General features: G+C 58.7%; 33 protein-coding genes. 32 read left to right on the forward strand and 1 reads right to left on the reverse strand.

Annotation, left to right across the window (positions count from 1 at the left end):
- Positions 1-37 precede the first annotated feature (37 nt).
- The 32 genes from rpoC to rplQ all read left to right on the forward strand — a co-directional run bounded on the left by rpoC (position 38) and on the right by rplQ (position 23198).
- Complete coding sequence (gene rpoC, locus Q1K31_RS03555; RefSeq protein ID WP_300376787.1) at positions 38-4234, forward strand: DNA-directed RNA polymerase subunit beta'; 4197 nt, start codon at positions 38-40, stop codon at positions 4232-4234.
- 254 nt (positions 4235-4488) lie between these two features.
- On the forward strand, positions 4489-4860 hold the full coding sequence (gene rpsL, locus Q1K31_RS03560) for a 30S ribosomal protein S12 (protein WP_084398443.1): 372 nt from the start codon (positions 4489-4491) through the stop codon (positions 4858-4860).
- Between the two features lie 12 nt (positions 4861-4872).
- Positions 4873-5343, forward strand: coding sequence for a 30S ribosomal protein S7 (gene rpsG, locus Q1K31_RS03565; RefSeq protein WP_300376791.1), 471 nt, complete (start codon positions 4873-4875; stop codon positions 5341-5343).
- A 51-nt stretch (positions 5344-5394) separates the two neighbouring features.
- On the forward strand, positions 5395-7539 hold the full coding sequence (gene fusA, locus Q1K31_RS03570; RefSeq protein WP_300376793.1) for an elongation factor G: 2145 nt from the start codon (positions 5395-5397) through the stop codon (positions 7537-7539).
- A gap of 81 nt (positions 7540-7620) precedes the next feature.
- The gene (gene tuf / locus Q1K31_RS03575) at positions 7621-8811 is read left to right on the forward strand and encodes an elongation factor Tu (protein WP_300376795.1); all 1191 of its coding nucleotides are present in this window, start codon (positions 7621-7623) and stop codon (positions 8809-8811) included.
- 422 nt (positions 8812-9233) lie between these two features.
- Positions 9234-9554 carry a 30S ribosomal protein S10 gene (gene rpsJ, locus Q1K31_RS03580; RefSeq protein ID WP_084399690.1) on the forward strand — a complete coding sequence of 107 codons (321 nt, stop codon included), beginning with the start codon at positions 9234-9236 and terminating at the stop codon, positions 9552-9554.
- A 2-nt stretch (positions 9555-9556) separates the two neighbouring features.
- Entirely contained in the window at positions 9557-10354 is a 798-nt protein-coding gene (gene rplC / locus Q1K31_RS03585; protein ID WP_300376798.1) for a 50S ribosomal protein L3, read from the forward strand.
- Positions 10354-10998 carry a 50S ribosomal protein L4 gene (rplD, locus tag Q1K31_RS03590; protein ID WP_300376800.1) on the forward strand — a complete coding sequence of 215 codons (645 nt, stop codon included), beginning with the start codon at positions 10354-10356 and terminating at the stop codon, positions 10996-10998. The genes rplC and rplD overlap by 1 nt, the downstream gene beginning before the upstream one ends.
- Before the next feature lie 3 nt (positions 10999-11001).
- Entirely contained in the window at positions 11002-11301 is a 300-nt protein-coding gene (locus tag Q1K31_RS03595; protein WP_300376802.1) for a 50S ribosomal protein L23, read from the forward strand.
- Between the two features lie 9 nt (positions 11302-11310).
- On the forward strand, positions 11311-12141 hold the full coding sequence (gene rplB, locus Q1K31_RS03600; RefSeq protein WP_300376804.1) for a 50S ribosomal protein L2: 831 nt from the start codon (positions 11311-11313) through the stop codon (positions 12139-12141).
- 14 nt (positions 12142-12155) lie between these two features.
- Positions 12156-12434: a 30S ribosomal protein S19 gene (gene rpsS, locus Q1K31_RS03605; RefSeq protein WP_300376806.1), complete on the forward strand. Its 279-nt coding sequence runs from the start codon at positions 12156-12158 to the stop codon at positions 12432-12434.
- Between the two features lie 2 nt (positions 12435-12436).
- The gene (rplV, locus tag Q1K31_RS03610) at positions 12437-12826 is read left to right on the forward strand and encodes a 50S ribosomal protein L22 (RefSeq protein ID WP_300376808.1); all 390 of its coding nucleotides are present in this window, start codon (positions 12437-12439) and stop codon (positions 12824-12826) included.
- Positions 12826-13560 carry a 30S ribosomal protein S3 gene (rpsC, locus tag Q1K31_RS03615; RefSeq protein ID WP_300376810.1) on the forward strand — a complete coding sequence of 245 codons (735 nt, stop codon included), beginning with the start codon at positions 12826-12828 and terminating at the stop codon, positions 13558-13560. The genes rplV and rpsC overlap by 1 nt, the downstream gene beginning before the upstream one ends.
- A 3-nt stretch (positions 13561-13563) precedes the next feature.
- Entirely contained in the window at positions 13564-13980 is a 417-nt protein-coding gene (gene rplP / locus Q1K31_RS03620; RefSeq protein WP_300376812.1) for a 50S ribosomal protein L16, read from the forward strand.
- A 2-nt stretch (positions 13981-13982) separates the two neighbouring features.
- On the forward strand, positions 13983-14186 hold the full coding sequence (gene rpmC, locus Q1K31_RS03625) for a 50S ribosomal protein L29 (protein ID WP_300376814.1): 204 nt from the start codon (positions 13983-13985) through the stop codon (positions 14184-14186).
- A 9-nt stretch (positions 14187-14195) separates the two neighbouring features.
- Positions 14196-14441, forward strand: coding sequence for a 30S ribosomal protein S17 (gene rpsQ / locus Q1K31_RS03630; RefSeq protein WP_300376816.1), 246 nt, complete (start codon positions 14196-14198; stop codon positions 14439-14441).
- A complete protein-coding gene (rplN, locus tag Q1K31_RS03635) occupies positions 14438-14806 on the forward strand; it encodes a 50S ribosomal protein L14 (protein WP_300376818.1) in 369 nt (122 codons plus the stop codon). Before rpsQ ends, rplN begins: the two co-directional genes overlap by 4 nt.
- Position 14807: 1 nt before the next feature.
- Positions 14808-15125, forward strand: coding sequence for a 50S ribosomal protein L24 (gene rplX / locus Q1K31_RS03640; protein ID WP_300376820.1), 318 nt, complete (start codon positions 14808-14810; stop codon positions 15123-15125).
- The gene (gene rplE / locus Q1K31_RS03645) at positions 15118-15672 is read left to right on the forward strand and encodes a 50S ribosomal protein L5 (protein ID WP_300376822.1); all 555 of its coding nucleotides are present in this window, start codon (positions 15118-15120) and stop codon (positions 15670-15672) included. The genes rplX and rplE overlap by 8 nt, the downstream gene beginning before the upstream one ends.
- 19 nt (positions 15673-15691) lie before the next feature.
- Positions 15692-15997, forward strand: a complete 306-nt coding sequence (rpsN, locus tag Q1K31_RS03650; protein WP_300376824.1) for a 30S ribosomal protein S14 — start codon at positions 15692-15694, stop codon at positions 15995-15997.
- A gap of 15 nt (positions 15998-16012) precedes the next feature.
- Positions 16013-16408, forward strand: coding sequence for a 30S ribosomal protein S8 (rpsH, locus tag Q1K31_RS03655; protein WP_300376826.1), 396 nt, complete (start codon positions 16013-16015; stop codon positions 16406-16408).
- Between the two features lie 17 nt (positions 16409-16425).
- On the forward strand, positions 16426-17037 hold the full coding sequence (gene rplF, locus Q1K31_RS03660) for a 50S ribosomal protein L6 (RefSeq protein WP_300376828.1): 612 nt from the start codon (positions 16426-16428) through the stop codon (positions 17035-17037).
- A 5-nt stretch (positions 17038-17042) separates the two neighbouring features.
- On the forward strand, positions 17043-17405 hold the full coding sequence (gene rplR / locus Q1K31_RS03665; RefSeq protein ID WP_300376830.1) for a 50S ribosomal protein L18: 363 nt from the start codon (positions 17043-17045) through the stop codon (positions 17403-17405).
- 9 nt (positions 17406-17414) lie between these two features.
- On the forward strand, positions 17415-18005 hold the full coding sequence (gene rpsE / locus Q1K31_RS03670; RefSeq protein WP_300376833.1) for a 30S ribosomal protein S5: 591 nt from the start codon (positions 17415-17417) through the stop codon (positions 18003-18005).
- A gap of 20 nt (positions 18006-18025) precedes the next feature.
- Complete coding sequence (gene rpmD, locus Q1K31_RS03675; RefSeq protein WP_300376835.1) at positions 18026-18217, forward strand: 50S ribosomal protein L30; 192 nt, start codon at positions 18026-18028, stop codon at positions 18215-18217.
- 40 nt (positions 18218-18257) lie between these two features.
- The gene (rplO, locus tag Q1K31_RS03680) at positions 18258-18737 is read left to right on the forward strand and encodes a 50S ribosomal protein L15 (protein ID WP_300376837.1); all 480 of its coding nucleotides are present in this window, start codon (positions 18258-18260) and stop codon (positions 18735-18737) included.
- Between the two features lie 84 nt (positions 18738-18821).
- Positions 18822-20186 (forward strand): preprotein translocase subunit SecY, encoded by a 1365-nt coding sequence (gene secY / locus Q1K31_RS03685; RefSeq protein WP_367187505.1) that lies wholly within the window; start codon positions 18822-18824, stop codon positions 20184-20186.
- A complete protein-coding gene (locus Q1K31_RS03690) occupies positions 20183-20752 on the forward strand; it encodes an adenylate kinase (protein ID WP_300376839.1) in 570 nt (189 codons plus the stop codon). The genes secY and Q1K31_RS03690 overlap by 4 nt, the downstream gene beginning before the upstream one ends.
- 136 nt (positions 20753-20888) lie before the next feature.
- Positions 20889-21257 (forward strand): 30S ribosomal protein S13, encoded by a 369-nt coding sequence (rpsM, locus tag Q1K31_RS03695; protein ID WP_300376841.1) that lies wholly within the window; start codon positions 20889-20891, stop codon positions 21255-21257.
- A gap of 12 nt (positions 21258-21269) precedes the next feature.
- Entirely contained in the window at positions 21270-21659 is a 390-nt protein-coding gene (rpsK, locus tag Q1K31_RS03700; protein WP_300376843.1) for a 30S ribosomal protein S11, read from the forward strand.
- Positions 21660-21719: 60 nt separating this feature from the next.
- The gene (locus Q1K31_RS03705) at positions 21720-22739 is read left to right on the forward strand and encodes a DNA-directed RNA polymerase subunit alpha (RefSeq protein WP_367187519.1); all 1020 of its coding nucleotides are present in this window, start codon (positions 21720-21722) and stop codon (positions 22737-22739) included.
- Between the two features lie 36 nt (positions 22740-22775).
- Positions 22776-23198, forward strand: a complete 423-nt coding sequence (gene rplQ / locus Q1K31_RS03710) for a 50S ribosomal protein L17 (protein WP_300376847.1) — start codon at positions 22776-22778, stop codon at positions 23196-23198.
- Positions 23199-23266: 68 nt separating this feature from the next.
- Here rplQ and Q1K31_RS03715 read toward each other — a convergent pair whose 3' ends face one another.
- Positions 23267-24475, reverse strand: coding sequence for an acyl-CoA dehydrogenase family protein (locus tag Q1K31_RS03715; protein WP_300376849.1), 1209 nt, complete (start codon positions 24473-24475; stop codon positions 23267-23269).
- Positions 24476-24558: the final 83 nt, after the last annotated feature.

The following is a 24558-nucleotide window of genomic DNA, read 5'->3' on the forward strand; positions in this document are numbered from 1 at the left end:
CGGATTTTCCGGTCAGCCCTCCCAAGGAGCGGAAAATATGCGCCAAGACGTCGCCAGCATCCTGAACCCGAACGCCCCGGCTACCAGCTTTGAGGCGATCAAGATTTCCATCGCCAGCCCGGAGAAAATCCGGTCCTGGTCTTCCGGTGAGATCAAGAAGCCGGAAACGATCAACTACCGGACCTTCAAGCCCGAGCGTGAAGGCCTGTTCTGTGCCCGTATCTTCGGTCCGATCAAGGACTATGAGTGCCTTTGCGGGAAGTATAAGCGTATCAAGTATCGCGGCATTGTCTGCGAGAAGTGCGGTGTCGAGGTTACGCTCGCCAAGGTTCGCCGCGAGCGCATGGGCCACATCGATCTCGCTGCGCCGGTCGCGCACATCTGGTTCCTGAAGTCGCTTCCGTCCCGGATCGCGACGCTGATCGACATGCCGCTCAAGGATGTCGAGCGCGTTCTCTATTTCGAGAGCTATGTCGTCATCGAGCCGGGCCTCACCCCGCTTGAGCCGAACCAGCTGCTCACCGAAGAAGAATATATGGAAGCCCAGGACGAGCATGGTGAAGACAGCTTCACAGCCATGATCGGTGCTGAGGCCGTGCGGGAACTGCTACGCGGTCTCGATCTGGAATCGCTGGGCGACCAGCTTCGCGAAGACCTCGCGGAGTCGACCAGTGAGCTGAAAACCAAGAAGTATTCCAAGCGCCTGAAGGTTGTCGAAGCCTTCCTGGCTTCCGGTGCGAAGCCGGAATGGATGATCATGACGATCGTTCCGGTGATCCCACCGGACCTTCGTCCGCTCGTCCCGCTGGACGGTGGCCGGTTCGCGACGTCGGACCTCAACGATCTCTATCGCCGGGTCATCAACCGGAATAATCGCCTGAAGCGCCTGATGGAGCTTCGTGCGCCGGATATCATCATCCGTAACGAGAAGCGGATGCTTCAGGAATCCGTCGATGCCCTGTTCGACAATGGCCGCCGCGGCCGCGTTATCACAGGCACGAACAAGCGTCCCCTGAAGTCGCTTTCCGACATGCTGAAGGGCAAGCATGGCCGTTTCCGCCAGAACCTGCTTGGCAAGCGCGTCGACTATTCCGGCCGTTCGGTCATCGTGGTCGGCCCGAACATGAAGCTTCATGAGTGTGGCTTGCCGAAGAAGATGGCGCTGGAGCTGTTCAAGCCGTTCATCTATGCGCGTCTCGACGCGAAGGGCCTGGCCGGCACCGTCAAGGCAGCGAAAAAGCTGGTCGAGAAGGAAAAACCGGAAGTCTGGGATATCCTCGAAGAGGTGATCCGCGAACATCCGGTCATGCTGAACCGTGCGCCGACGCTGCACCGGCTCGGTATCCAGGCGTTCGAGCCGAAGCTCATTGAAGGCAAGGCCATTCAGCTTCACCCGCTGGTATGTGCGGCGTTCAACGCTGACTTCGACGGTGACCAGATGGCCGTTCACGTGCCGCTGTCGCTCGAAGCCCAGCTGGAAGCCCGCGTCCTGATGATGTCGACGAACAACATCCTCTCGCCGGCCAACGGCAAGCCGATCATCGTGCCGTCGCAGGATATCGTTCTCGGCCTCTATTACCTGTCGCTCGACAAGGACAAGGAGCCGGGCGAAGGCATGGCGATCTCTGACGTCGACGAGCTTGAGCACGCCCTGCACAGCGGCAAGCTTTCGTTGCATGCCAAGATCAAGGCGCGTTTCGAAGGCGTCGATGAAGAAGGTGAGCCGGAAGTCCGTGTGATTGACACGACGCCTGGCCGCTACATGATCGCGTCCCTGCTGCCGAAGATGAAAGGCATGCGTCCGGAAATCGTCAATGACCTGATGACCAAGAAGGCCATCTCGAAACTGATCGACGAGGTCTACCGGAACTGTGGCCAGAAGGCGACGGTGATCTTCTGTGACAAGCTGATGGAGCTCGGTTTCCGCGAAGCCTGTAAAGCCGGTATCTCGTTCGGCAAGGACGACATGAAAATCCCGGCGGCCAAGGCGAAGCTGGTAGAGGATACCCGCACGCAGGTTGCTGAGTACGAGCGCCAGTACGCCGAAGGCCTCATCACGCGCGGTGAGAAGTACAACAAGGTGGTCGACGCCTGGTCGACCTGTACTGACAAGGTCGCCGACGCGATGATGGATGCTGCCGGCGAGGCGGCTATCGACGAGAAGACCGGCCGCATGGAAGAGACCAACTCGGTCTTCATGATGGCGCACTCCGGTGCCCGTGGTTCCAAGAACCAGATGAAGCAGCTTGCTGGTATGCGCGGCCTGATGGCTAAGCCGTCTGGTGAGATTATCGAGACACCGATTGTCTCGAACTTCAAGGAAGGCCTGACCGTCCTTGAATACTTCAACTCCACCCACGGTGCCCGTAAGGGTCTGGCCGATACGGCGCTCAAGACAGCCAACTCCGGTTACCTGACACGCCGTCTGGTTGATGTTGCTCAGGACTGTATCGTCGTTGAAGACGATTGCGGAACGGAGCAGGGCATCCAGATCGCACCCGTCATGGAAGGTGCCGACGTGGTTGTGCCGCTGTCGGAGCGCATTCTTGGCCGTACGGTTGGTGAGGATGTGAAGGATCCGAAGTCCGGAGAGCTCATCTGCCCGGCCAACACCTATCTCGATGAAGCCCTGTCACTGGCGATCGAGCATGCCGGTGTTGACGAAGTGAAGGTGCGTTCGCCGCTGACCTGTGAAACCAAGACCGGTGTTTGCGTGGCCTGTTACGGCCGTGACCTGGCTCGCGGTACAGTGGTCAACAAGGGTGAGGCGATCGGTGTTATCGCGGCCCAGTCGATCGGTGAGCCGGGTACACAGCTCACCATGCGTACCTTCCACATCGGTGGTGCGGCCTCCGTGGCCGAGGAATCGTCGGTGGAATCGGCCTTTGAGGGCAAGATAAAGTTCGAGAACGGTGACACCGTCACCCGCAGCGACAAGACGCTTGTCGTGGTTGGCCGTCAGATGTCCGTGTCGGTCATCGACGCAGACGGACGTACCCGCCAGACCTTCAAGCCGGGTTATGGTACACGTGTTCACGTCAAGGACGGGGCCAAGGTCAAGCCGGGCGACAAGCTGGCTGACTGGGATCCGTTTGCCCAGCCGCTGGTCTCTGAGATCGAGGGTGTTGCCAAGCTGATCGACGTTGTCGACGGCATGACAGCCCGCGACGAGACTGACGAAGCAACGGGCATTTCCTCCCGCGTGATCGTCGACTATCGTGGTGGCAAGGGGAACGATCTTCGTCCGTCCGTGCTCATCGTTGACGACAAGGGTGAGGCCAAGACCCTGCCGAACGGTACTGAGGCCCGCTATCTTCTTTCGCCAGGGGCCATTCTCTCGGTCAATGACGGTGATGAAGTCGGTGCAGGTGACAGCCTGGCACGGACCTCGACAGGCGGTGCGAAGACGAAGGACATTACCGGTGGTCTGCCGCGGGTCGCAGAACTCTTCGAGGCCCGCCGCCCGAAAGAGCATGCGGTCATCGCCGATATTGACGGGCGTGTGTCCTATCTCCGCGACTACAAGAACAAGCGGAAGATTGCGATCCTGCCGGAAGAAGAGGGGGCCGACCCCGTCGAGTACCTCGTGCCGAAGAACAAGCGTATTTCCTTCCAGGATGGTGATTTCATCCGCCGCGGGGAATATCTCGTCGATGGCAACCCTGCACCTCAGGACATTCTGAGCTCGCTTGGTATCGAGGCGCTGGCCGAGTATCTCGTTGACGAGGTCCAGAAGGTGTATCGTCTGCAGGGCGTGCCGATCAACGACAAGCACATCGAAGTGGTTGTCCGGCAAATGCTGCAGAAGATCGAGATCACCGATCCGGGTACGACAACGCTGCTCAAGGGCGAGCATGTCGACCTGCTGGAACTCGACGAGGCCAATGCGGCCGTGCGCCGTTCGCGCAAGCAGGACCAGCGGGAAGCTTCCGGGGTTCCGGTTCTCCTTGGTATCACCAAGGCGTCCCTGCAGACGCGTAGCTTCATCTCCGCGGCATCGTTCCAGGAGACCACGCGCGTGCTCACCGAAGCTGCTATCCAGGGCAAGATGGACACGCTCGAAGGCCTCAAGGAAAACGTCATTGTCGGTCGCCTGATCCCTGCCGGGACCGGTGGCGGCATGCGTAATTTCCGCCGTGTGGCGGCCCAGCGCGACGCCAAGCTTCGGGCGAAGCGTCGTCAGGCTGCCGAAGAAGCAGCGGCTGCGCTTCCAGCGCCGGACGCTGCAGAATAGGCGGTGGAATGGACCCGGATCGCAGCCGCGAGGGTCAGCGAGACTTGACGCGGCGGCTGCAGGGTCTTAACACGCGCCGAACGCTGGCTGGGGTCATCCGTCTGGATGGCTCCGAGCGGCCCCGAAAATGGTGCCGCAAGCTGGCCTAGTAGAGAATTGTTGGTCCGGCCGGGTCAGTCATATGGCCCCGTCGGGCTATCTTGGTTTGAACTGGTCCAATGGGGCCAAAGTAGAAAGTAGTCAAAAAGGCCCTCATGCCCACGATTCAACAGCTTATCCGCAATCCGCGCAAACCGAAGCCTGCGCGTCAGAAGACACCCGCCCTGAAGGGCAACCCGCAACGCCGCGGCGTCTGCACTCGCGTCTACACGACGACGCCGAAGAAGCCGAACTCGGCGCTTCGGAAGGTGGCCAAGGTGCGTCTGACGACCGGCTTCGAATCGCTTTGCTATATCCCGGGTGAAGGTCACAACCTGCAGGAGCACTCCGTGGTCCTGATCCGTGGTGGCCGCGTCAAGGACCTTCCGGGTGTCCGCTATCATATCCTGCGTGGCGTACTCGATACGCAGGGCGTCAAGAACCGTAAGCAACGCCGCTCGCACTACGGCGTGAAGAAGCCGAAGTAAGGGTCGTCAGCCATGTCACGTCGTCACCGCGCCGAGAAACGTCAGGTCCTACCGGATCCGAAGTTCAAGGACATCGTTATCTCGAAGTTCATGAATCAGATCATGCTCGACGGGAAGAAGTCGACCGCCGAGCGTATCGTATACGGTGCCTTCGATCTCGTTGAAGAGAAGGCGAAGAAAGACCCGGTTGAGGTCTTCCATTCCGCGCTTGAGGCCATTTCCCCGGCTGTCGAGGTTCGCTCCCGCCGCGTTGGTGGTGCGACCTATCAGGTGCCTGTCGAGGTTCGTCCCGAGCGTCGTCAGGCGCTGGCAATCCGCTGGCTGGCTGCTGCGGCTGGATCGCGCAATGAGAACACCATGCGTGAGCGCCTTGCTGGCGAGCTGATGGATGCGTCCCAGGGGCGTGGCTCAGCCGTCAAGAAGCGCGAAGACACGCACAAGATGGCGGAAGCCAACCGCGCGTTCTCTCACTACCGCTGGTAATCCCCACTTCTACGTTCTCCCTCCCGGAACCAGACAACAAAGGTAAGTCCTATGGCCCGCGAATATACGCTGGAGCGTTATCGTAACTTCGGCATCATGGCGCACATCGATGCAGGCAAGACGACCTGCACAGAGCGCATCCTGTTCTACACAGGCAAGTCCCACAAGATTGGCGAAGTGCACGACGGTGCCGCCACGATGGACTGGATGGAGCAGGAGCAGGAGCGCGGTATCACGATTACCAGTGCTGCGACGACGACATTCTGGTTCCGTACCGAGGATGGCGCGACACCAACCGGTATTTATGGTGATACGCCGCAGGAAGCGAAGTTCCGCTTCAACATCATCGACACCCCTGGCCACGTTGACTTCACGATCGAGGTCGAGCGTTCGCTCGCCGTGCTCGATGGTGCTGTCTGTGTTCTGGATGCGAACGCCGGTGTCGAGCCGCAGACCGAGACGGTGTGGCGTCAGGCGGACCGTTACGAAGTTCCGCGGATCGTGTTCGTCAACAAGATGGACAAGACGGGCGCTGACTTCTTCAACTGCGTGAAGATGATCAAGGAGCGCACAGGTGCAACGCCAGCGCCGATCCAGCTGCCGATCGGTGCTGAGCACGAGCTTGAAGGCGTTGTCGATCTCATCACCATGAAGGAATGGGTCTGGGAAGGCTCCGACCTTGGTGCGTCCTGGGACGTGCGCGATGTGCGTGACAGCCTCAAGGACAAGGCCGAAGAAATGCGCGCCGAGCTGGTTGAGCTGGCTGTCGAGCAGGATGAGGCCGCGATGGAAGCTTACCTCGAAGGCGACGAGCCGGACGAGGCCAAGCTGCGCGAGCTGATCCGCAAGGGCACACTGTCCATGGCGTTTGTTCCGGTTCTTGGTGGGTCTGCTTTCAAGAACAAGGGTGTCCAGCCGCTTCTGAATGCTGTTATCGACTATCTGCCGGGGCCGCTCGATGTGCCTGCCTATATGGGCTTCAAGCCGGGCGACGAGGAAGAAACACGCAACATCCCGCGTCATGCAAACGATGACGAGCCGTTCTCCGGTCTTGCTTTCAAGATCATGAACGACCCGTTTGTCGGTTCTCTGACCTTCCTGCGTATCTATTCCGGTACCATCACCAAGGGCGGGTCCATGATGAACTCGACCAAGGGCAAGCAGGAGCGTATCGGGCGCATGATGATGATGCACTCGAACTCCCGTGAAGAGATCGAATGGGCAGGTGCTGGTGATATCATCGCGCTGGCTGGCCTGAAGGAGACGACGACGGGCGATACGCTGTGCGACAAGTCCGACCCGGTTGTGCTCGAGACGATGACATTCCCGGATCCGGTGATCGAGATTGCGGTTGAGCCGAAGTCGAAGGCGGACCAGGAAAAGATGTCGGCCGGGCTTGCGCGTCTTGCTGCCGAAGACCCGTCCTTCAAGGTCGAGAGCGATATTGAATCTGGCCAGACCATCATGAAGGGCATGGGTGAGCTTCATCTCGACATCCTCGTTGATCGTCTGAAGCGTGAGTTCAAGGTCGAGGCAAACATCGGTCAGCCGCAGGTTGCCTACCGTGAAGCGCTCGGCAAGCCGACCGAAATCACTTACACGCACAAGAAGCAGTCTGGTGGTTCCGGGCAGTTCGCTGAGGTCAAGATCGAGTTCGAACCGCTGGAGGCCGGATCTGGCTTCGTCTTCGAAAGTGCGATCGTTGGCGGCAACGTGCCGAAGGAATATATCCCGGGCGTTGAAAAGGGGCTCATGCAGGCCAAGGAAAACGGCCTTCTCGCCGGGTACCCTGTCACGGACTTCAAGGCGAAGCTGACCGACGGCAAGTATCACGACGTCGACTCCTCTGTCCTGGCATTCGAGATTGCGTCCCGCGCAGCCTTCCGTGAGCTGCGTACGCAGGGTGATCCGCGTCTGATGGAGCCTGTGATGAAGGTCGAGGTGATCACGCCCGAAGAGTATATGGGTGACATCATCGGTGATCTGAACTCACGGCGTGGCCAGGTGCAGGGCTCCAACCCGCGTGGCAACGCAGTTGTGATCAACACTTTTGTGCCGCTTGTGAACATGTTTGGCTATGTGTCTAACCTTCGGGGCATGTCACAGGGACGTGCACAGTTCACGATGCAGTTCGATCACTATGCGGAAGTTCCGAAGGCTGAAGCCCAGAAGATCGTTCAGGATCTCGCTGGTTAGGTATTATTGCACTGCGTGACCGGTCCCGCGCACCAGCGGGACCAAATACGGAAGATAGATTGGAAGTGAAGGAGAGGCCCGATGGCCAAGGCAAAGTTTGAGCGTAGCAAGCCTCACGTAAACATTGGAACGGTTGGCCATGTTGACCATGGCAAGACGACGCTGACAGCGGCGATTACGCTGTGCCTGCACGAGGGCTGGGGCGGTGAGTCGAAGTCCTATGAGGACATCGACAACGCGCCGGAAGAGAAGGCCCGCGGCATCACCATCAACACGGCACACGTCGAGTACGAGACGGACAACCGTCACTATGCGCACGTCGACTGCCCCGGCCACGCTGACTATGTGAAGAACATGATCACGGGTGCTGCGCAGATGGACGGTGCGATCCTGGTCGTGAACGCCGCAGACGGCCCGATGCCGCAGACGCGCGAGCACATCCTGCTGGCCCGCCAGGTTGGCGTTCCGGCGCTTGTCGTGTTCCTGAACAAGGTCGACCAGGTCGACGATCCGGAGCTTCTGGAGCTGGTCGAGATGGAAGTTCGCGAGCTTCTGTCCTCCTACGATTTCCCGGGCGACGACATTCCGATCGTTGCAGGCTCTGCGCTTGCGGCTGTTGAAGGCCGTGACGACGAGATCGGCAAGGACAAGATCATGGAGCTGATGGCGGCCGTGGACGAGTACATCCCGACCCCTGAGCGTCCGCTGGACAAGCCGTTCCTGATGCCGGTTGAGGACGTGTTCTCGATCTCCGGTCGCGGTACGGTTGTGACCGGCCGTGTCGAGACGGGCGTCATCAAGGTTGGCGAGGAAGTCGAGATTGTCGGCATCCGCGACACGAAGAAGACGACGGTTACGGGCGTTGAGATGTTCCGCAAGCTACTCGACCAGGGCCAGGCCGGCGACAATATCGGCGCGCTGATCCGTGGTGTTGAGCGTGACGGCGTCGAGCGTGGCCAGGTGCTGTGCAAGCCGGGTTCGATCACGCCGCACACGAGCTTCGAGGCCGAGGCCTACATCCTGACGAAGGAAGAGGGTGGCCGTCACACGCCGTTCTTCACCAACTATCGTCCGCAGTTCTACTTCCGCACGACCGACGTGACGGGCATCGTGACGCTTCCGGCGGACAAGGAAATGGTCCTGCCGGGTGACAATGTGAAGATGGATGTCGAGCTGATCGCGCCGATCGCGATGGACCAGGGCCTGCGCTTTGCCATCCGTGAAGGCGGCCGCACCGTCGGTGCCGGCGTCGTCTCGAACGTGAAATCGTAAGACACACAGCCAGCCGCACAGGCTGACAGTATCAAGGGCCGCCCCCAACAGGGCGGCCCTTTTTTGTTGAAGATGTGTAGCGTGCCACCGGTGCGGTGCGCGGGGGCGATTCGTGCAGAGTCAGAGTGTTTTTGTGCGTATGCCGGGAATGTCTGTCTTGGGGGCAGCTCAAACGGCTGTGTTCCCTGTTATGATAGCCTCGAGTGCCGCTCAGGTGCAGGTAATATGTGAGCCGCTGCAAAGAATCCGTCGCGGAGAGTTGACGAGGCTTTGGTAATCCCATACACCGCGCCCTTCGAAGGGTCGGCTGTGCCTGTTCCGGCAAACGCTTCCCACCGAACTAGACAATTCAGCCGATTGCGTCCGGGCGCTTCTTAAGCGTGCGCCTAGGCGCTTCATTCATGTGGACGGGATACCGTACGATGGACAAACAAAATATCCGGATCAGGTTGAAAGCCTTCGACCACCGCGCCCTCGACCTGTCGGCGAAGGAGATCGTCTCCACCGCCAAGCGTACAGGCGCAGACGTGCGCGGGCCGATTCCGCTTCCAACCCGCATTGAGCGTTTCACCGTGAACCGTTCGCCGCACATCGACAAGAAGTCTCGTGACCAGTTCGAGATTCGTACGCACAAGCGCATTCTCGACATTGTCGATCCGACCCCGCAGACGGTCGATGCGCTCATGAAGCTCGATCTGTCGGCTGGCGTCGGCATTGAAATCAAACTTGAGGGAGCGCGCTAGAGATGGCTCTTCCGTCAGACCGTACCGGCGTCATTGCCCAGAAGCTCGGCATGACGCGTATCTTCAACGAGGATGGCCGTCACGTTCCTGTGACCGTGCTGTCGCTCGATGGTTGCCAGGTTGTGGGTCTTCGCACTGATGAGGATCGCGAAGTTTCCGTGAACCGCGGCAAAAAGAAGGAAAAGACAAACGTTACCCGGAATGATGGCTATCGCGCCGTCGTCATGGGTGCGGGTGAAGCCAAGGCCAAGCGTACCGCCAAGGCGCAGCGCGAAGCGTTCGCCAAGGCCGGTGTTGCGCCGAAGCGCAAGCTCGTTGAGTTCCGCGTTAAGGGCGAGGCGATGCCGGAGGTTGGTGCAGAGGTTGTTGCTGACCACTTTGCTGTCGGTCAGCGCGTCGATGTTGCCGGTGTAACTCTCGGTCGTGGTTTCTCCGGCGCTATGAAGCGCTGGAACTTCGGTGGTCTTCGCGCGACGCACGGTGTTTCCGTGTCGCACCGCGCTGTTGGCTCCACCGGTCAGTGCCAGGACCCGGGCAAGGTCTTCAAGGGCAAGAAAATGCCGGGCCACTATGGCGTCGAGCGTGTCACCGTCCAGAACCTGGAGGTTGTGCGTACCGATGCCGAGCGTGGGCTGATCCTCGTAAAGGGTGCAATTCCCGGACATGACGGGTCGTACGTTGAGGTTCGTGATGCTTCTAAGCTGCCGCTGCATGGTGATGCGCCAGCAGAAGGCTCCTTCCGTGGCAAGAATGGCGCTGGCCAGAAGGCTGATGCCGAAAATGCGGAGGCTGGTGAATAATGGAACTCGCAGTCAAGACACTCGACGGTAAGGCAGCTGGTAAGGCGACGGTGGATCCCGCCGTCTTCGGCCTTGAGGATATACGTGCAGACCTTCTGCACCGCACGGTTCGCTGGCAGCTTGCCAAGCGTCAGGCTGGCACTCACAAGACGCAGGAGCGTGGTGATGTGTCTGTCACAACCAAGAAGTACATTCGCCAGAAGGGTTCCGGCGGTGCGCGTCATGGTGCTCGTAATGCTGGCATCTTTGTTGGTGGCGCAGTTGCGCACGGGCCGCGGGTTCGTAGCCATGCGCACGACCTGCCGAAAAAGGTTCGCAAGCTCGCGCTAGCGCATGCCCTGTCCTCGAAGGTGAAGGATGGCTCCCTGATCGTGGTCAGTGAAGCCAAGCTGGATGAGGCGAAAACCAAGGACCTGTCGGCCAAGTTCAAGGCGCTCGGTGTCGAGAATGCCCTGATTATTGCCGGTGGTGAAGTTGAGGCAAACTTCGCCAAGGCTGCGCGGAACATTCCGAATATTGATGTGCTGCCGGTCGCTGGCCTGAATGTTTATGACATTCTTCGCCGCAAGCAGCTGGTTATTACCAAGGAAGCCCTGGAAGGCATCGGTGCGCGCTTCGACGTGAATGCGAAAGAGGGGAAGTAGGTTATGGCTGACGTGAAACCACATCATTACGACTCGCTTCTCGCGCCGATCATCACTGAAAAGTCGACGCTGCTTGCGGAAGAAAACAAGATTGTTTTCGAGGTTCCGCTGACAGCGAACAAGTCTGACATCAGGGATGCCGTGCAAACGCTGTTCAAGGTCGATGTGACCAAGGTCAACACGATCCGGATCAAGGGCAAGACAAAGCGCTTTCGTGGCAAGACCGGTTTCCGGTCTGACTTCAAGAAAGCGATTGTTACCCTCAAGGACGGTCAGTCCGTTGATATCACGACCGGGCTGTAGGAGAGGATAATGGCACTTAAGACTTTCAATCCGACATCTCCCGGTCAGCGTCAGCTTGTCATCGTTGACAAGACGGGGCTGCACAAGGGGCGTCCGGTCAAGGCTCTTACAGAAGGCCTGACTAAATCCGGTGGCCGCAACAATCGTGGCCGTGTCACGGTGCGTGGTGTCGGTGGTGGCGCAAAGCGCCTTTATCGCAAGATCGATTTCAAGCGTAACCGCTGGGAAGATCCCGCGACAGTCGAGCGTCTCGAATATGACCCGAACCGCACGGCTTTCATCGCGCTGATCAAGTATAAGAATGGTGATCAGGCTTACATCATTGCGCCTCAGCGTCTTGCTGTCGGTGACACAATCGTCACTTCGAAAACAGCGGACATCAAGCCGGGTAATGTCCTGCCGCTCAAAAACATTCCAGTGGGCACGATCGTTCACAATGTCGAGCTGAAGCCGCAGAAGGGTGCGCAGCTTGCGCGTTCTGCTGGTACGTATGTCCAGATTGTGGGCCGTGACGCAGGCTATGCGCAGATCAAGCTTTCTTCTGGTGAGCTTCGCATGGTGCCTGATGGCTGCCTGGCTGCTGTCGGTGCCGTGTCGAACCCCGACAATATGAACAAGGTTCTGTCGAAAGCCGGTCGTGCCCGTTACCTGGGCAAGCGTCCGAAGGTTCGCGGTGTTGCCATGAACCCGATCGATCACCCGCACGGTGGTGGTGAAGGCAAGTCCTCAGGCGGACGTCACCCTGTGACGCCGTGGGGCCGCAAGACCCGCGGTCCGAAAACCCGTAAGACGAAGGCTTCGGATCGTCTGATCATCCGTCGCCGTAACGCGAAGCGCTAGGGAGCGAAGAGAAGATGCCACGTTCCGTCTGGAAAGGCCCGTTTGTCGACGGCTATCTGCTCAAGAAGGCAGAAAACGCGCACGCTTCCGAGCGCCGCGAAGTGATCAAGACCTGGTCGCGCCGTTCGACGATCATGCCGCAATTCGTTGGCCTGAACTTTCAGGTCCACAATGGAAACAAGTTCGTTCCTGTCCTCGTTAGCGAGGAGATGGTCGGTCACAAGTTTGGCGAGTTCGCGCCGACGCGGACCTATTATGGTCACGGCGCCGACAAGAAAGCGAAGAGGAAGTAGCCATGAGTAAGGCAAAGAATCCTCCGAAGCAGGCGTCTAATGAATCGCGTGCCGTCCTGCGGATGTATCGTTCCAGCCCGCAGAAGCTGAACCTGCTGGCCCAGCAGATCCGCGGCCTGCCTGTTCAGAAGGCGATGGACGAGATGAAGTTTTCGCGCAAGCGCGCCGCCCAGGACGTCTACAAGACCCTGTATTCGGCGATGTCGAATGCTGAGAACAATCACGGGCTTGATATCGACAGCCTGGTGGTTGCCGAGGCGCACGTCGGCAAGAACCTGGTCATGAAGCGTATCCGCGCTCGTGCACGGGGTAGGGCATCGCGCATCATGAAACCATTCTCGCAGCTGACTATCGTGCTGCGTGACACATCAGTTGAAGCGGAGGCCGCGTAATGGGCCAGAAGATCAATCCCGTTGGGTTCCGTCTTGGTGTCAACCGGACCTGGGACAGCCGCTGGTATGCGGATGCGGCCGACTATGGCCGTCTTGTCCACGAGGATCTGAAGATCCGTAAGGCGATTAAGGACCAGCTGAAGCAGGCCGGTATCTCGCGCATCGTGATCGAGCGTCCGCACAAGAAGTGCATCGTGACGATCCACACAGCGCGGCCCGGGCTTGTCATCGGCAAGAAGGGTGCGGACATCGAAGTGCTTCGCAAGAAGCTCTCCAAGATGACTGAAGACGAGGTTCGTGTGAACCTGGTTGAGATCCGCAAGCCTGAAATCGATGCCACGCTGGTTGCCGAAGACATCGCCCGCCAGCTTGAGCGCCGCGGCTCTTTCCGTCGCGCGATGAAGCGCTCGATCCAGAATTCCATGCGTCTTGGTGCGCTGGGTATTCGTGTCATGGTTTCTGGCCGTCTGGGCGGGACTGAGATTGCGCGTACCGAGCAGTATGCTGAAGGGTCTGTCCCACTGCATACGCTGCGCGCCGACATCGATTATGGCACCGCCGAAGCAGAGACGACCTATGGCATCATTGGTGTGAAGGTCTGGATCTACAAGGGCGAGATCATGGAGCACGACCCGATGGCTCAGGACCGCAAGGCCGAAGACTCCGGTCAGGCGCGTGCTCGTTCGACCAATCAGCGCGGCCCGGCTTCCGGTCCGCAAGGTGCAGGAGCGTAAACGATGCTGCAGCCGAAACGCACAAAATACCGTAAGGCCTTCAAGGGCCGGATCACGGGCAAGGCAAAGGGTGGTTACACTCTGTCCTTTGGCAGCTTTGGTCTGAAGGCTCTCGAGCCGGAGCGCGTGACCGCGCGTCAGATCGAGGCGACACGCCGTGCCGTGACGCGTGAGATGAAGCGTCAGGGCAAGGTCTGGATCCGTGTTTTCCCGGATACCCCTGTGTCTGCCAAGCCGATCGAGGTTCGTATGGGTAAGGGTAAGGGCTCGGTTGACCGTTGGGTCGCCCGCGTTGCGCCTGGCCGTATCCTGTTCGAAATCGACGGCGTGCCGGATGAGGTGGCCCTGGAAGCTCTCCGCCTCGGCGCTGCGAAGCTGCCGATCAAGACCAAGATCATCAAACGCATTGAGGGGATCTAGAGATGAAAATCGCTGATTTGCGTTCCAAGAGCAAAGACCAGCTCCAGGATCAGCTGACACAGCTGAAAAAGGAGCAGTTTAACCTCCGTTTCCAGCAGGCCACCGGTCAGCTGGAGAAGACGGCCCGCGTCAAGGAAGTCCGCCGCGATATCGCGCGTGTGAAGACCCTGCTTCGCGAACAGGCCCAGACGGAAGCCGAGGCGTAGGAGAAAGTCATGCCGAAACGCGTAATGGAAGGCGTCGTGGTTTCCACCAAGCAGGACAAGACGGCTGTGGTCCGTATCGACCGCACCTTCCTGCATCCTGTGATGAAGAAGATCGTGCGCCGTTCGAAGAAGTATCATGCTCACGACGAGACCAATTCGGCCGTCGAGGGGCAACGTGTCACCATTCAGGAGTGCCCCCCGCGCTCCAAGCTGAAAACCTGGGAAGTTGTTCCGGGCGATGGAGCTGACGCATGATCCAGATGCAATCCAACCTCAGGGTCGCTGACAATTCCGGCGCCCGCCGTGTCCAGTGCATCAAGGTGCTGGGTGGTGCAGGACGCCGTTATGCGTCTGTCGGTGACATCATCGTTGTCTCCGTCAAGGAAGCGATCCCGACGGGCCGCGTGAAAAAAGGCGAAGTTCGCCGCGCGGTTGTTGTTCGTATCGCTAAGGACATCATGCGTCCTGACGGCTCGGTTATCCGTTTTGACACCAACGCTGCCGTGCTGGTGAACAATGCGGGCGAGCCGCTCGGTACACGGATCTTCGGCCCGGTCCCGCGCGAACTTCGCGCCAAGAACCACATGAAGATCGTCTCACTGGCTCCGGAGGTGCTCTAAGATGGCTGCCAAAGTGAAAAAAGGTGACCGTGTCATCGTCACGGCCGGCCGCAACAAAGGCGTCCAGGGCGAAGTCCTCAAAGTCATCAAGGACGAGGATCGTGTTCTGGTACAGGGCGTCAATGTCGTGAAACGTCACCAGCGTCCTGGGCAAATGGACCCGGGCGGTATCAAGACGTTCGAGGCGCCGATCCATGTATCGAATGTTGCGATCATGGATCCGCGTGACGGCAAGCCGACACGTGTCGGTTTCAAGATAGATGAGCATGGGCGCAAGACGCGCTATGCCAAACGTTCGGGCGAGTCGATCGATGTCTGAGAATTATGAACCCCGCCTCAAGGCGAAGTACAGCAAAGAGATCCGGTCCAAGCTGCAGGAGGAGTTCAAATACTCCAACGAGATGCAGGTGCCGAAGCTGGACAAGGTCGTGATCAACATGGGTGTCGGTGAAGCAGTCTCCGACTCCAAAAAGATCAAGACGGCCCTTGCCGAGCTTGAGAAGATTTCCGGCCAGAAGCCTGTGCCGACCAAGGCCCGTAAGTCCATTGCCGGCTTCAAGCTGCGCGAAGGCATGGTCATCGGTGCGAAGGTCACGCTGCGCCGCGATCGGATGTATGAGTTTCTCGACCGTCTGACCACGATGGCCCTGCCGCGTGTGAAAGACTTCCGGGGGCTGAACGGCAAGAGCTTTGATGGCCGTGGCAACTACGCCATGGGTCTGAAGGAGCAGATTGTCTTCCCGGAAATCAACTATGACGACATCGAAGACATTCACGGTATGGACATTATTGTCTGCACCACGGCGAAGACGAATGAAGAAGCCAAGGCACTGCTTACGCATTGCGGCTTCCCGTTCAGGAACTAGCGCTTGAGGACGAAACGAAATGGCTAAGAAAAGCGCAATCGAGAAGAACGAAAAGCGTCGCCGCATGGTCGCGAAGTATGCCGCGCGCCGTGCCAAGCTTAAAGCGATGGCGATGGATGAGAACCTGCCGCTGGAAGAGCGCTTCCAGGCACGTCTCAAACTTGCCGAGCTGCCGCGCAACTCTGCGCCCAGCCGTATCCGCAACCGCTGTGAAGTGACCGGGCGTCCGCGTGGTTACTATCGCAAGATGAAAATGTCGCGCATTGCGCTTCGTGAACTCGGCTCTCTCGGCATGGTGCCGGGGCTTGTAAAGTCGAGCTGGTAGGAAAGGAGGACCAGGATGAATATATCGGATCCCCTTGGCGATCTCCTGACCCGTATCCGCAATGCGCAGATGCGTGGCATGACAAAAGTCGTCTCGCCCTCTTCGAAGCTGCGTATGCGCGTGCTTGACGTGTTGCAGAGCGAGGGCTTCATCCGCGGGTATGCGGAAGTCGAGAAAGACGGTCATCGCAATGTCGAGATTGAGCTGAAGTATTTTGACGGCACACCGGTCATTTCAGAGATCCGCCGGGTCTCGACACCGGGCCGCCGTGTTTATTCGTCGGTGAATGATCTGCCGCTGGTCCGTAACGGGCTGGGTATCTCCATTCTCTCCACGTCTAAAGGTGTCGTTTCCGATGCTGTGGCGCGTACAGAGAATGTTGGCGGCGAAATTCTCTGCCGGGTATTCTAGGACGAGGATGAACTGACATGTCCCGTATTGGAAAACTGCCCATACAGGTCCCGAACGGCACGGAAGTGACGATCGACGGCCGGCGCATTGAGGCTAAAGGCCCGAAAGGCCACCTCGCAATCAACGTTTCGGAGCTTGTAACCGCGACGCTTGAAGACGGTGCCGTCTCGATCATGCCGCGCAAGGATTATGTTGAAGAGGCCAATGAGCGCATCAAGGCGAATGACGCCAAGGGCCGCAAGAAGATGACGTTTGCGGAAGCACTTGATCCGAAGGTGCGCACACAGTGGGGCACCGCTCGTGCGAACGCGGCCAATGTGGTCGATGGTGCGAGCAACGGCTTCTCCAAGTCTCTTGAGCTCCAGGGCGTTGGTTACCGTGCGCAGATGCAGGGAACCGACCTGAAACTCTCACTCGGCTATTCGCACGACGTGATTTTCAAGGCGCCGGAAGGCATCAAGATCGAGACACCCAAGCCGACCGAGATTATCGTTTCGGGAGCGGACAAGCAGGCTGTCGGCCAGGCGGCCGCAGAAATTCGTGAGTTCCGCAAGCCTGAGCCGTTCAAGGGCAAGGGTGTGCGTTATGTCGGCGAATATGTCCGCCGCAAGGAAGGCAAGAAGAAGTAACCGCCATGAAGACGACACGCGAAAAGACACTCCGCCGCGCGCAGCGCGTCCGTTCGAAGCTCAGGAAGATGGGCGTTGCCAAACCGCGCCTGTCCGTGGCTCGGTCGCACAAGAATATCTCGGCCCAGATCATTGACGATGAGAAGGGTCTGACGGTTGCTGCCGCTTCGACGCTTGAGAAGGACCTTCGCGGTGATCTCAAGTCCACAAGCGATACGGCTGCCGCACAGAAAATCGGCGAGCTGATTGCCGAGCGCGCGAAGAAAGCCGGCGTCGAAGATGTCGTCTTCGATCGCGGCGGTTATATGTTTCACGGCCGGGTGAAAGCCCTGGCAGACGCCGCCCGTAATGGCGGCCTGAAGTTCTAGGAGTCCGATATGGCAGACGAACAGGGCAGAGGTCGCGGCCGCGGACGCGGACGTAACGACCGCCAGGACGAGCAAAGCGAAATCGTCGACAAGCTTGTCGGTATCAATCGCGTTGCCAAAACGGTTAAGGGCGGCAAGAATTTCGGTTTTGCCGCACTGGTTGTCGTTGGTGACCAGAAAGGCCGCGCCGGTTTCGGCAAGGGCAAGGCCCGCGAGGTTCCGGAAGCGATCCGCAAGGCGACTGAAGATGCAAAGCGCAACATGGTTCGCGTTCCACTGCGCGAAGGCCGCACGCTGCACCATGACGGCAAGGGCCGCTGGGGTGCAGGCAAGGTCATCCTCCGTGCAGCGCCTCCCGGTACCGGTGTGATTGCTGGTGGTCCGATGCGCGCTGTTATGGAAGTGCTTGGCATCCACGATGTTGTTGGTAAATCGACCGGTTCGTCGAACCCATACAACATGGTTCGTGCAACCTTCGAGGCGCTCAAGGCACAGGCCAGCCCGCGTTCGGTTGCTTCGAAGCGTGGCCTGAAGGTTCAGGATATTGTTGGCCGCCGCACCGATGGTGCTTCCGAGACCGGCATTTCCGAAACCGCCTGATTGAGTGAAAGGAACTGATGATGGCGAAGAAGTCAGACACGATCAAAGTGCGCCAGACCGGCAGCGCGACGCGCCGCAAGCCTCAGCAGCGCCAGACCCTGGTTGGGCTTGGCCTGAACAAGATCGGGCGTGAGCGCGAGTTGCAGGACACCCCGGCCGTGCGCGGCATGATTGCCAAGGTGTCTCACCTTATTGAAGTTGTAGAAGAGTAGGCGTATAGGGCCGCCCCTAACGCCAGTCAGGAATAGAGCGATGAAACTCAACGAACTCTCTCCAAATGCGGGCTCGACCCACGATCGCCACCGCGTAGGCCGCGGTGTTGGCTCGGGTAAGGGCAAGACTGGTGGTCGCGGTGTGAAAGGCCAGAAGTCGCGTTCGGGTGTTGCCCTGAACGGCTTCGAAGGTGGCCAGATGCCGATCTATATGCGCCTGCCGAAGCGTGGCTTCAAAGCGCTGAACTCCAAGAATCACGCTTGGGTCAACCTTGGCCGTCTGAACAAGGCGATCGAGGCGGGCAAACTTAAGGCCAGCGACATTACCGAAGAGACGCTCATCGAAGCCGGTGTCGTCCGGCGCGCCAAGGATGGCATTCGTCTCCTGGGTAAAGGCGAGGCGCCAAAGAACGCCAAGATCACTGTGACAGGCGCGAGCAAAGGTGCCATCGAAGCGATTGAAAAGGCGGGCGGTTCAGTCACGCTGACAGGGCCTGCAACTGCGGAAAAAGCAGAGTAAAACAGGCTTTTTCGTCTATACACCTTCACAAACAGGTTTTCGCCGCCAATGTTGGCGGCGATTTCATTTCGGGAGGAGAGTCTCGTGGCCACAGCGGCAGAACAAATGGCGCGGAACATGAATTTCGGCACCTTCGCCAAGGCGAAGGACCTTCAGGCCCGAATTCTTTTCACGCTTTTCATCCTGGTTCTCTACCGTCTCGGGACGTTCATTCCTGTCCCCGGCGTTGACCCTGGCCAGTTCGCACAGGTCTTCGAGCAACAGTCCGGCGGCATGCTGGGCAGCCTCAACATGTTTGCAGGTGGTGCGGTTGAACGCATGAGCGTTTTCGCGCTCAACGTCATGCCTTACATTACTGCGTCGATTATCATCCAGATGATGACCAGTGCGGTTCCTTCGCTTGAGAAGCTCAAGAAAGAAGGCGAGGCAGGGCGCAAGCAGATCAACCAGTACACGCGCTATCTCACGGTCGGTTTTGCGTTCTTCCAGGGCTTCGGGATTGCAATGAGCCTCACAGGCGTTGCCTATGAGGGCATCGCAAGCTGGTTCTTCGTGCTGACGGCTGTCACGACGTTTGTGGGCGGCACCATGTTTCTGATGTGGATGGGTGAGCAGATCACTGCGCGCGGCATTGGCAATGGTATCTCCCTCATCATCTTCGCCGGCATCATCGCTGAAATGCCGAAAGCGATTTTCAATCTGTTTGCCGGCGGTCGGGAGCAGGGCATCAATGTAGTGTTCGTTCTCGCGATCCTGCTGCTTGTCATCGCGCTTGTCCTTTTCATCGTGTTCATCGAGCGCTCGCAGCGCCGGATCCTGATCCAGTATCCCAAGCGACAGGTCGGCAACCAGATGCAGCAGGGGCAGTCTTCCTTCCTGCCGCTCAAGATCAACACATCCGGCGTTATCCCGCCGATTTTCGCAATTGCCATCCTGATGCTGCCCATGACGGCCGTTGGCCTGTCCGGTGGCAATACAGCAGACCCGCAGGCGGCAGCAGAGACAGGGACGGGTATCGTTCAGTGGCTCGCGCTGAATTTCTCCCCGGGCAGCTGGACCTATATCATCACCTATGGCGTTCTGGTGGCGTTCTTCTGCTTCTTCTACACCTCCATCATGTTCAATCCGGAGGAGACGGCTGACAATCTGCGCAAGTATGGCGGTTTCGTTCCCGGCATTCGGCCAGGCAAGAATACGGCGGCCTATCTGGACTATGTCCTGACACGTCTGACCACGATTGGCGCTGTCTATCTGGTCTTTGTCTGTCTGCTGCCCGAAGTGCTGCGACGCTACGTTCCGGAAATTCCTTTCTACATCGGTGGTACTTCGCTTCTTATCGTTGTATCCGTCACAATGGATACAGTGACCCAGATCCAGTCCCAGCTGATCGCTCATCAGTATGAAGGGCTGATCAAGAAATCGCGGCTGGGAGGCAAGCGTAGACGATGAATCTCATACTTTTTGGTCCACCTGCGGCAGGCAAAGGCACACAGGCAAAGCGCCTGGTCGAGGAGCATGGCTATGTCCAGCTTTCAACCGGTGACATGCTCCGTGCAGCCCGGGCTTCAGGATCCGAGCTTGGCAACCGCGTTGCCCGAATCATGGATGAGGGTGGCCTTGTTTCCGATGATATCGTGATTGACCTGATTGATGAGCAGCTGGCCAACCACAAGGATGCGCCGGGTTTCATCTTTGATGGCTTCCCGCGTACGGTCGGCCAGGCACAGGCGCTCGACAACCTCCTGCAATCGCGCGGCATGCAGGTAGATTGCGTTATCCGTCTCGTTGTAGATGAAACGCAGCTCATCCAGCGTGTTACCAAGCGTTTCGAGGAAGAGGGACGCAAGGATGACAATCCGGATACTTTTGCGGCCCGGCTGGAGAAGTATAATCAGGATACAGCCCCATTGCTTCCTTTCTATGCCGAGCGTGGCATCCTGCGGGAAGTTGATGGAATGGCGAGTATTGAAGAGGTGACAAACGGCGTCGAAAAGGCGCTGAAAGAGACCGCATAAAGCCGCATTTCACCAGTTGACGCGGCGATTTGCACGTCTATAACGACGCACTTCGTTAAGAGGTCGGGTTCGCGCGCGCGAGGCGTTGGTTTCGTTTCGCGCCGGACCCGCTTTCGGCAGTTTAGGAGACAGGCCCGTGGCCCGTATTGCAGGCGTAAATATTCCGACGAACAAGCGTGTCGAAATCGCGCTTCGTTACATTCACGGCATTGGTCCGGCCAAGGCCCGCGAAATCACTGAGAAGATCGGTATCGATCTGGATCGCCGTGTGGCTGATCTGACAGATGCTGAAGTCATCCAGATTCGTGAAACCATTGACGCAGATTATGTCGTCGAGGGTGACCTTCGCCGCGAAATGTCAATGAACATCAAGCGCCTCATGGACCTGGGCTGCTATCGCGGCCTGCGTCACCGCAAGCGCCTGCCTGTCCGTGGCCAGCGGACCCACACCAATGCCCGTACCCGTAAGGGTCCGGCGAAACCCATCGCCGGCAAGAAGAAGTAGGATCAGACCGATATGGCTCGTGATACGACCCGCGTTCGCCGCCGTGCCAAGAAAAACATCTCTTCGGGTGTTGTGCATGTGACGTCGAGCTTCAACAATACGATGGTAACCATCACGGATGCTCAGGGAAATGCGATTTCCTGGTCATCTGCTGGCGCAATGGGTTTCAAGGGGTCGCGCAAGTCGACACCTTATGCTGCCCAGGTCGCTGGCGAAGATGCCGCGAAAAAGGCTATGGAGCATGGCCTGCAGACCGTTGAGGTGAATGTGCGTGGTCCCGGTTCAGGCCGTGAAAGCGCTCTGCGTGCCCTGCAGGCCGCTGGCCTGACGATCACCTCGATCCGTGACACGACCCCGATTCCGCATAATGGATGCCGCCCGCCGAAACGCCGCCGCGTCTAGGCACTCGCTCATCCGTTGAACAGACCAAGGAGGCCTTGAATGGCCGATACCGCGACCAGTGTGAACGATCGTAACTGGAAAGAACTGATCCGCCCGAACCGTCCCAAGGTCGAGGCGGGCCGCGACCCGCGCCGTCATGCCAAGCTCGTTATCGAGCCGCTTGAGCGCGGTTTTGGTACTACGCTCGGCAACGCGCTTCGCCGGGTTCTCCTGTCATCGCTGCAGGGCGCCGCAATCACTGGCGTCTCGATTGATGGCGTTGTCCACGAATTCTCGTCCATTCAGGGCGTGCGTGAGGACGTGACGACGATCGTGCTGAACCTGAAGCAGATCGCCATCGACATGGTGTCCGACACGCCGAAGCGGATGATCCTCAAGGCCGATGGCAAGGGCGAGGTCAAGGCTGGTCAGATTGAGACGTCGGGTGACGTCAAGATCCTGAACCCCGATCTGGTTATCTGTACCCTCGATGAGGGTGCCTCTGTGCGCATGGAATTCACGGTTGCTACCGGCAAAGGCTATGTGCCTGCTGATCAGAGCCGTCCGGAAGATGCACCAATCGGATTCATCCCGGTTGATGCGATCTATTCGCCGGTCCGCCGCGTTGGCTATAGCGTGGAAGATACGCGCGAAGGCACGGTGCTTGACTATGACAAGCTCACGCTGAGCATCGAGACCGATGGGTCAATCACACCGGAAGATGCCGTGGCTTATGCCGCACGTATTCTTCAGGACCAGCTGCAGCTGTTTATCACTTTCGATGAACCGGAAACCGAGACGTCGACTTCCAGCGAGGAAACCGACCTTGGCTTCAACCCGGTTCTTCTGAAAAAGGTCGATGAGCTTGAGCTTTCAGTGCGTTCGGCAAACTGCCTGAAGAACGACAACATTGTTTATATCGGCGACCTGATCCAGAAGTCCGAGGCGGAAATGCTCCGCACCCCGAACTTCGGCCGCAAGTCGCTGAACGAGATCAAGGAAGTGCTCGCTGGTATGGGGCTGCACCTCGGCATGGAAGTGCCGGACTGGCCACCAGAAGACATCGAGGCACTTGCCAAGAAATACGACGACCACCTCTAAGTACCCGCCCGGGAGGGCGCGCAGGAGACCAAGGACATGGCCCACGCAATTGCACATCGCAAGCTGAACCGCACCTCATCGCACCGCAGGGCGATGTTTGCGAACATGGCCGCATCGCTCATCGAGCATGAGCAGATCGTGACGACCCTTCCAAAGGCGAAGGAACTCAAGCCGATTATGGACAAGCTGGTGAGCCTGGCCAAGAAAGGCGACCTGCCTTCACGCCGCCGTGCCATTGCGCAGGTTCGTGACAAAGAAGCTGTCCAAAAGCTGTTCGAGGTTTTCGGCGAACGTTACAAGGACCGCAATGGTGGTTACTGCCGGGTTCTCAAGGCTGGCTATCGTCATGGGGACAATGCACCGGTTGCTGTCATCGAACTGGTTGATCGTGACGAAGACGCCAAGGGTGCGAAAGACCGCGCCCGCCATGAGGCCGAACTCGAGGCCATGGACGAGTAGTTTTCTTGCGAGAAAGATAATTTTTGAAAGCCCCGTCAGTGACCTGGCGGGGCTTTTTTGTTTGCCCCTTAAAGCCTTAGTTGCCCTTTCGAGAGAATGTTGCGCTGAATCTCGTTGGAGCCGGCATAGATGGAGCCGGCGCGGTCATTCAGGTATTTTGCCGCCACCGTGACCAGGCTGTCCGGGCCGACGAGGCCCTGGTTCGAGCTGTGATGCGTGACGACCGGCCCTCCAGGGCTGGTATGCTCTGGCTGGAAGGGCTGGACATGTAATCCTGCCAGGTCGAGCGCGATCTCTGTGACATGCTGGCTGAGCTCGGTACCCTTGATCTTCATCATTGAGGCCTTGAGCCCTGGCGTCCCGCCGCCTGAAATCTCTGCCATCATCATCAGCTCTGCCGCCTCAAGCGCGCCCGCCTGCATCTCGGCGGCCGTGATGCGGCTATTGAGAGCCTGGTCGAGCCGGTCCAGTTCTCGGGCGGTTGTGCGCAGTGCAGCCAGTCTCTGCAGCAGTCGGGGGCCATAGGCTGACCCGCCTCGCTCGAACTCCAGCAGGTACTTCGCCACCGTCCAGCCCTGATCTACCTTGCCGATGACATTCGCCTTCGGCACGCGGACATCCTCGAAAAAGACAGCGTTCTGGATATGCTCGCCCGAGAGCATGATGATCGGGTCGACGGTCACGCCGGGTGCGGTCATGTCGATGAGCAGGAAGGTGATGCCCTGTTGTGGCTTGCCCGAACTGTCCGTGCGCACAAGACAGAACATCATGTTCGCTTCGTGTGCATGCGTGGTCCAGATTTTCGAGCCATTACAGATGAAGGCATCTCCATCCTCCACGGCCGACATGGAGAGCTGTGCCAGATCCGAGCCTGCGTGAGGTTCGGAATAGCCCTGGCACCAGAAGTCCTCACCCGACAGGATACGCGGCAGATAATGGGCTTTCTGTTCCTCCGAACCGTGCCCGATCAGCGCCGGGCCGCACATGCCAATGCCCATGGGCGAAAGTGGCGGGGCGCCGGCGCGCGCCATCTCGACATCGAAAATGTAATGTTGAGCGACAGACCAGTCGCATCCGCCATGCTCGACGGGCCAGGACGGGGCTGCCCAGCCTTTCGCCTTCAGAATGGCCTGCCATTCCAGAGCGACATCCTTCTCCGCATAGACGCTGGTCATGCGGCTGGCATAGCGCTTCAGTCCGGGCGTCAGCTCATAACCGAGAAAATCGCGTACTTCTTCGCGAAATGACTCTTCAGCTGGGGAAAATTGCAGGTTCATGGTGCGTGGCCTCCAATACTGTCTGGAGCATAGTTTCACGCCAGCACGGTACGGCAAGCCATGCCCCCGCGTCGCCCTGCAAT

This window comes from Henriciella sp., from assembly GCF_029936995.1.
Taxonomy (GTDB): Bacteria; Pseudomonadota; Alphaproteobacteria; order Caulobacterales; family Hyphomonadaceae; genus Henriciella.

What these genes read in the sequence shown, in the direction of transcription:
- rpoC (WP_300376787.1), top strand. Translation starts at nt 38, where the DNA reads ATGCGCCAAGACGTCGCCAGCATCCTGAACCCGAACGCCCCGGCTACC.
- rpsL (WP_084398443.1), top strand. Translation starts at nt 4,489, where the DNA reads ATGCCCACGATTCAACAGCTTATCCGCAATCCGCGCAAACCGAAGCCT.
- rpsG (WP_300376791.1), top strand. Translation starts at nt 4,873, where the DNA reads ATGTCACGTCGTCACCGCGCCGAGAAACGTCAGGTCCTACCGGATCCG.
- fusA (WP_300376793.1), top strand. Translation starts at nt 5,395, where the DNA reads ATGGCCCGCGAATATACGCTGGAGCGTTATCGTAACTTCGGCATCATG.
- tuf (WP_300376795.1), top strand. Translation starts at nt 7,621, where the DNA reads ATGGCCAAGGCAAAGTTTGAGCGTAGCAAGCCTCACGTAAACATTGGA.
- rpsJ (WP_084399690.1), top strand. Translation starts at nt 9,234, where the DNA reads ATGGACAAACAAAATATCCGGATCAGGTTGAAAGCCTTCGACCACCGC.
- rplC (WP_300376798.1), top strand. Translation starts at nt 9,557, where the DNA reads ATGGCTCTTCCGTCAGACCGTACCGGCGTCATTGCCCAGAAGCTCGGC.
- rplD (WP_300376800.1), top strand. Translation starts at nt 10,354, where the DNA reads ATGGAACTCGCAGTCAAGACACTCGACGGTAAGGCAGCTGGTAAGGCG.
- Q1K31_RS03595 (WP_300376802.1), top strand. Translation starts at nt 11,002, where the DNA reads ATGGCTGACGTGAAACCACATCATTACGACTCGCTTCTCGCGCCGATC.
- rplB (WP_300376804.1), top strand. Translation starts at nt 11,311, where the DNA reads ATGGCACTTAAGACTTTCAATCCGACATCTCCCGGTCAGCGTCAGCTT.
- rpsS (WP_300376806.1), top strand. Translation starts at nt 12,156, where the DNA reads ATGCCACGTTCCGTCTGGAAAGGCCCGTTTGTCGACGGCTATCTGCTC.
- rplV (WP_300376808.1), top strand. Translation starts at nt 12,437, where the DNA reads ATGAGTAAGGCAAAGAATCCTCCGAAGCAGGCGTCTAATGAATCGCGT.
- rpsC (WP_300376810.1), top strand. Translation starts at nt 12,826, where the DNA reads ATGGGCCAGAAGATCAATCCCGTTGGGTTCCGTCTTGGTGTCAACCGG.
- rplP (WP_300376812.1), top strand. Translation starts at nt 13,564, where the DNA reads ATGCTGCAGCCGAAACGCACAAAATACCGTAAGGCCTTCAAGGGCCGG.
- rpmC (WP_300376814.1), top strand. Translation starts at nt 13,983, where the DNA reads ATGAAAATCGCTGATTTGCGTTCCAAGAGCAAAGACCAGCTCCAGGAT.
- rpsQ (WP_300376816.1), top strand. Translation starts at nt 14,196, where the DNA reads ATGCCGAAACGCGTAATGGAAGGCGTCGTGGTTTCCACCAAGCAGGAC.
- rplN (WP_300376818.1), top strand. Translation starts at nt 14,438, where the DNA reads ATGATCCAGATGCAATCCAACCTCAGGGTCGCTGACAATTCCGGCGCC.
- rplX (WP_300376820.1), top strand. Translation starts at nt 14,808, where the DNA reads ATGGCTGCCAAAGTGAAAAAAGGTGACCGTGTCATCGTCACGGCCGGC.
- rplE (WP_300376822.1), top strand. Translation starts at nt 15,118, where the DNA reads ATGTCTGAGAATTATGAACCCCGCCTCAAGGCGAAGTACAGCAAAGAG.
- rpsN (WP_300376824.1), top strand. Translation starts at nt 15,692, where the DNA reads ATGGCTAAGAAAAGCGCAATCGAGAAGAACGAAAAGCGTCGCCGCATG.
- rpsH (WP_300376826.1), top strand. Translation starts at nt 16,013, where the DNA reads ATGAATATATCGGATCCCCTTGGCGATCTCCTGACCCGTATCCGCAAT.
- rplF (WP_300376828.1), top strand. Translation starts at nt 16,426, where the DNA reads ATGTCCCGTATTGGAAAACTGCCCATACAGGTCCCGAACGGCACGGAA.
- rplR (WP_300376830.1), top strand. Translation starts at nt 17,043, where the DNA reads ATGAAGACGACACGCGAAAAGACACTCCGCCGCGCGCAGCGCGTCCGT.
- rpsE (WP_300376833.1), top strand. Translation starts at nt 17,415, where the DNA reads ATGGCAGACGAACAGGGCAGAGGTCGCGGCCGCGGACGCGGACGTAAC.
- rpmD (WP_300376835.1), top strand. Translation starts at nt 18,026, where the DNA reads ATGGCGAAGAAGTCAGACACGATCAAAGTGCGCCAGACCGGCAGCGCG.
- rplO (WP_300376837.1), top strand. Translation starts at nt 18,258, where the DNA reads ATGAAACTCAACGAACTCTCTCCAAATGCGGGCTCGACCCACGATCGC.
- Q1K31_RS03690 (WP_300376839.1), top strand. Translation starts at nt 20,183, where the DNA reads ATGAATCTCATACTTTTTGGTCCACCTGCGGCAGGCAAAGGCACACAG.
- rpsK (WP_300376843.1), top strand. Translation starts at nt 21,270, where the DNA reads ATGGCTCGTGATACGACCCGCGTTCGCCGCCGTGCCAAGAAAAACATC.
- rplQ (WP_300376847.1), top strand. Translation starts at nt 22,776, where the DNA reads ATGGCCCACGCAATTGCACATCGCAAGCTGAACCGCACCTCATCGCAC.
- Q1K31_RS03715 (WP_300376849.1), bottom strand. Translation starts at nt 24,475, where the DNA reads ATGAACCTGCAATTTTCCCCAGCTGAAGAGTCATTTCGCGAAGAAGTA.